The organism is Intrasporangium chromatireducens Q5-1 (assembly GCF_000576575.1).
In the GTDB taxonomy this organism is placed as follows: domain Bacteria; phylum Actinomycetota; class Actinomycetes; order Actinomycetales; family Dermatophilaceae; genus Intrasporangium_A; species Intrasporangium_A chromatireducens.
The window spans coordinates 1-4,488 of sequence record NZ_AWQS01000282.1; the positions used below are offsets into that span (position 1 = coordinate 1).

Sequence of the window (4,488 nt, forward strand, 5' to 3'; positions counted from 1 at the left end):
CGCGGCCGTCGCGGCGGCCGCGGCCGCGTTCCCGCTCACGTCGGCTACGCCACCTGCCACCCGGAGGGCCTGGTTGGGCGCGGTCGCCGGTGCGCTCGAGGCCCACGCAGAACAGCTCTGGGCGCTGGCCGACGAGGAGACCGCCCTCGGTGAACCTCGGCTGCGCGGCGAGCTGGCCAAGTGCGCCGCCTCCGCGCGGTTCTACGGCACCGTCGCCGCGGACGGCCGATGGATTGGGGCGCTGATCGACAGCGTGCCGGGCCCGGTCCCGACCGAGCTGCGCCGCGCCCAGCTCTCCCTGGGGCCGGTCGCGGTGTTCGGGGCGAGCAACTTCCCGTTCGGCTTCGGCGTGCTCGGTCACGACACCTGCTCGGCCCTCGCCGCCGGCTGCCCGGTCGTGGTCAAGGCCCACCCGGCCCACCCCCGGCTCTCGCTCGCCCTGGCCGAGCTGGCCACAGAGGCGCTCCGCGCGGCTGGCGCCCCAGACGGCACGTTCGGGCTCGTCGCTGGGTTCGAGGCCGGGCTGGCCCTGGTCGACGCCCCCGACGTGAGCGCGGTGGCATTCACCGGTTCCCAGCGTGCCGGGCTGGCCCTTGTCGAGCGCGCCGCGAAGCGAGATCGCCCGATCCCGGTGTTCGCTGAGATGGGGACTGTCAACCCGGTCGTGGTGACCCCCTCCGGCGCCCGGGCGCCCGAGCAGGTTGCGACCGGTTTCGTCGAGTCCTTCACCCTCGGGCATGGACAGTTCTGCACCAAGCCCGGGCTGCTGTTCGCCCCGGCCGGAGCCGGCATCCGCGAGGAGGTCGGCAGGCTCGTTGCGGCCGCTCCCCCGGGGTGGCTGCTGACGCGGGGCATCGCGGACAGCTACCGGGACGGGGTGGCCCGCCTCGTCGAGACCGGCGCAACGGTCCTTAGCACCGCACCCGACGCGCCGGATCAGGTCGCGGATGCGTCCGGATTCGCGGCGCGCCCGACGGCCCTCGGCGTTGGCCTGGACGCGCTGCGGCCCGGCTCCCCCCTGCTTGAGGAGTGCTTCGGCCCGGTCGCCCTGCTCGTCGAGTACGACTGCCTCGAGGACGCGCTCGCCGCGGTGGCGCGGCTGCAGCCCTCGCTCGCCGGAGCGGTGATCACGAGCGGGCCCGAGGACCCCGATACCGGCCGCGCCGTAGCTGCTCTGGCGGCTCAGGTCGGGCGGGTAGTCGTGGACGGCTGGCCCACCGGCGTCGCGACCAGCTGGGGGATGAACCACGGCGGGCCGTGGCCGGCCACTTCCAGGCCGGACGCCTCCAGCGTCGGCGCGACCGCGCTGCTCCGGTTCACCCGTCCGGTGTGCTTCCAGGACGCACCGCAGGAGGCGTTGCCGCCGTTCCTGCGCGATGAGAACCCGTGGGGCCTGCCGATCACCAGGACCGGGGCATGACCGACACCACGGCGCCCGGGACCCCCGGCAGCCGGTCGGCTGGCGCGGCCGGCCCCGGCCAGGCGTGTGACACCGGGCAGCAGCCGCTGGCCGGGATCGTCGTGGCGGACTTCAGCCGGGTGCTGGCCGGGCCGCTCGCGACGATGACTCTGGCCGACCTTGGCGCCCGGGTCATCAAGGTAGAGCGTCCCGGCGCCGGCGACGACACCCGCCAATGGGGCCCACCCTTCACCGAGCACGGGTCGACCTACTTCGCCAGCGTCAACCGGTCCAAGGAGTCGGTCGCCCTCGACCTGGCCGACCCGACGGGTCTGGCCGCAGCTCGGCGGCTGGCCGAGCGCGCGGACGTCGTCATCGAGAACTTCAAGCCCGGCACGATGGCCCGGCTCGGGCTGGCCTACGAGGACCTGGCGCCGGCCAACCCGGGCCTCGTCTACTGCTCGATCAGTGGCTTTGGCTCCGCCAGAGGCGCGGGACTGCTCGGCTACGACTTCATCGTCCAGGCCGTCGGCGGGCTGATGAGCATCACCGGCCACCCCGGCGGGGAACCGACCAAAGCAGGTGTGGCGCTGGTCGATGTGATCACCGGCAAGGACGCCGTCATCGGCATCCTGGCCGCGCTGACCGCCCGGACCCGCACCGGCCGTGGCGACCACCTCGAGGTCACCCTCCTGACCAGCCTGCTCGGAGCCTTGGCCAACCAGGCTCAGGCGCAGCTATCCGTGGGGATCGACCCGGTGCCGATGGGCAACAGGCACCCCTCCATCGCGCCGTACGAGACGCTGCAGTGCGCCGATGGGCTGCTGGCCGTCGCGGCCGGCAACGACCAGCAGTTCGCCCGGCTGGCCGCCGCACTCGGACTGCCGGCACTGCCTGGCGACCCGCGTTTTGCGACCAACGCCGCCCGGGTCAACCACCGCGAAGAACTGATTCGCGAGCTCGAGGCGGTACTGGCCAGCGCCCCGTCCGCGCACTGGGCGCAGGTCCTCACTGACGTGCAGGTTCCGGCCGGGCAGGTCAACAGCATCGGAGCCGGGATCGCCCTCGCGGAGAGCCTCGGCCTGGACCCGACCATCGAGCTGGGCGGTGGGCACCCGCGTCAGGTGCGACACCCCATCAGCTGGGCGGCATACCGGCCCGCCCGCCCCATGCCGCCACCGGAGCTCGGCGCGCACACCGACGCCGTCCTGGCGTGGCTCGACCAGGGCCGCCCCAGCGAGACCCCTCTGGCCACCGCTCCCCCACCCGCGACGATCACCGCGACAGACGAGAGGTAGTCCCCCCATGTCTGCAGCCACCACTAAGGGCAAGCTCGACCCGACCGATCTGGTCGGCATCGACGACGTGCTCACCGACGAGGAAAGGGCGATCCGATCCACGGTGCGACAGGTCTGCGACCGGGTCGTCGACCCCTACATCGCGGAGTGGTTCGAGCGCGGCGAGCTACCCGCAGCGCGCGAGCTGGCCAAAGAGTTCGGGCAGGTCGGCCTGCTCGGCATGCACCTGACCGGTTACGGCTGCGCCGGCATGAGCGCCGTCGACTACGGCCTGGCCTGCCTCGAGCTCGAGGCGTCCGACTCGGGGATCCGCTCCCTCGTGTCCGTCCAGGGCTCGCTCGCGATGTTCGCGATCTGGCGCTGGGGCACCGAGGACCACAAGCGGGAGTGGCTGCCCCGGATGGCCGCCGGCGAAGCGATCGGCTGCTTCGGGCTGACCGAACCGGACCACGGCTCCGATCCTGGCTCGATGCGCGCTCGCGCCCGCAAGGACGGCGACGACTGGATCCTCAACGGTTGCAAGATGTGGATCACCAACGGGTCCATCGCTGACGTTGCCGTCGTCTGGGCCAACGCCGGCGAGGAACACGGCGGCATCCGCGGGTTCGTCGTCCCGACCAACACGCCCGGCTTCTCCGCCCCTGAGATCAAACACAAGATGTCGCTGCGCGCCTCGGTCACCAGCGAGCTCATCCTCGACAACGTCCGCCTGCCCGCCAGCGCGGCCTTCCCCGAGGTTCGCGGGCTCAAGGGTCCCCTGTCGTGCTTGAACGAGGCCCGCTACGGCATCGTCTGGGGCGCCCTCGGCGCGGCCCGCAGCTCCCTCGAGGCCGCCCGTACGTACAGCATCGCCCGTCACCAGTTCGGCCAGCCCATCGCGTCCTACCAGCTGACCCAGGCAAAGCTCGCGAACATGGCCGTAGAGTTGATCAACGGCCAACTGCTCGCCCTGCACCTCGGCAGGCGCAAGGACGCCGGCACCCTCCGGCCCGAACAAATCAGCGTCGGCAAGTACAACAACATCACCAAGGCCATCGAGATCTGCCGCACCTCGCGAACCATTTTGGGGGCCAACGGGATCAGCCTGGAGTTCCCGGTCATTCGTCATGCCAACAACCTCGAGTCCGTTCTGACCTACGAAGGCACCGCCGAGATGCACACCCTCGTCATCGGCCAAGCCCTCACCGGCCTCCCTGCCTTCCGCTGAGCGTCCATGATGCAGGGCTGTGGGCCGGTCCGTATGCCGCCGACCGCCCCCTCCCCTCGCCGCGCTAAGACGACCGGATCAAACCCGCCGCTCCGAAAGGCAATCCATGACCGACCACAGCCCCCGGGGTCCCGTCGACGCAACGGCCGTGCCGCGCTTCGCCGGCCCGGCCACCTTCGCGAGGCTTCCCCGACTCGACGAGGTCGACCACGCCGATGTCGCCGTGCTCGGCGTCCCCTTCGATTCCGGCGTGAGCTACCGCCCGGGCGCCCGCTTCGGACCCGCTCACGTCCGCGCCTCCTCCAAGCTGCTGCGGACCTACAACCCGGTCCAGGACGTCCAGCCCTTCGCCACGCAGCAGGTTGCCGACGCCGGCGATGTCGCCTGCAACCCCTTCGACATCCCCGAGGCGATCCGCCAGATCGACGAAGCGGCCCGCGAGATCGCGCGCACGGGAGCCCGCCTCGTCACCATTGGCGGCGACCACACCATCGCGCTCCCCCTCCTGCGCGTCCTGCACGAACAACATGGCGAGATCGCGGTGGTGCACTTCGATGCCCACCTCGACACCTGGGACACCTACT

4 protein-coding genes are annotated in these 4,488 nt (G+C 71.7%); all 4 read left to right on the forward strand.

The window, feature by feature from the left end:
- On the forward strand, positions 1-1,420 hold a 1,420-nt coding region (locus tag N864_RS19585; protein ID WP_034721291.1), incomplete at its 5' end, for an aldehyde dehydrogenase family protein.
- Positions 1,417-2,697 carry a CaiB/BaiF CoA transferase family protein gene (locus N864_RS19590; protein ID WP_081794054.1) on the forward strand — a complete coding sequence of 427 codons (1,281 nt, stop codon included), beginning with the start codon at positions 1,417-1,419 and terminating at the stop codon, positions 2,695-2,697. The genes N864_RS19585 and N864_RS19590, both read left to right, overlap by 4 nt.
- Before the next feature lie 7 nt (positions 2,698-2,704).
- On the forward strand, positions 2,705-3,904 hold the full coding sequence (locus tag N864_RS19595; RefSeq protein ID WP_034721293.1) for an acyl-CoA dehydrogenase family protein: 1,200 nt from the start codon (positions 2,705-2,707) through the stop codon (positions 3,902-3,904).
- Between the two features lie 106 nt (positions 3,905-4,010).
- On the forward strand, positions 4,011-4,488 hold a 478-nt coding region (locus tag N864_RS19600; RefSeq protein WP_034721295.1), incomplete at its 3' end, for an arginase family protein.

Coding starts and splice junctions, on each gene's coding strand:
- N864_RS19590 (WP_081794054.1), top strand. CDS start 1,417: ATGACCGACACCACGGCGCCCGGGACCCCCGGCAGCCGGTCGGCTGGC.
- N864_RS19595 (WP_034721293.1), top strand. CDS start 2,705: ATGTCTGCAGCCACCACTAAGGGCAAGCTCGACCCGACCGATCTGGTC.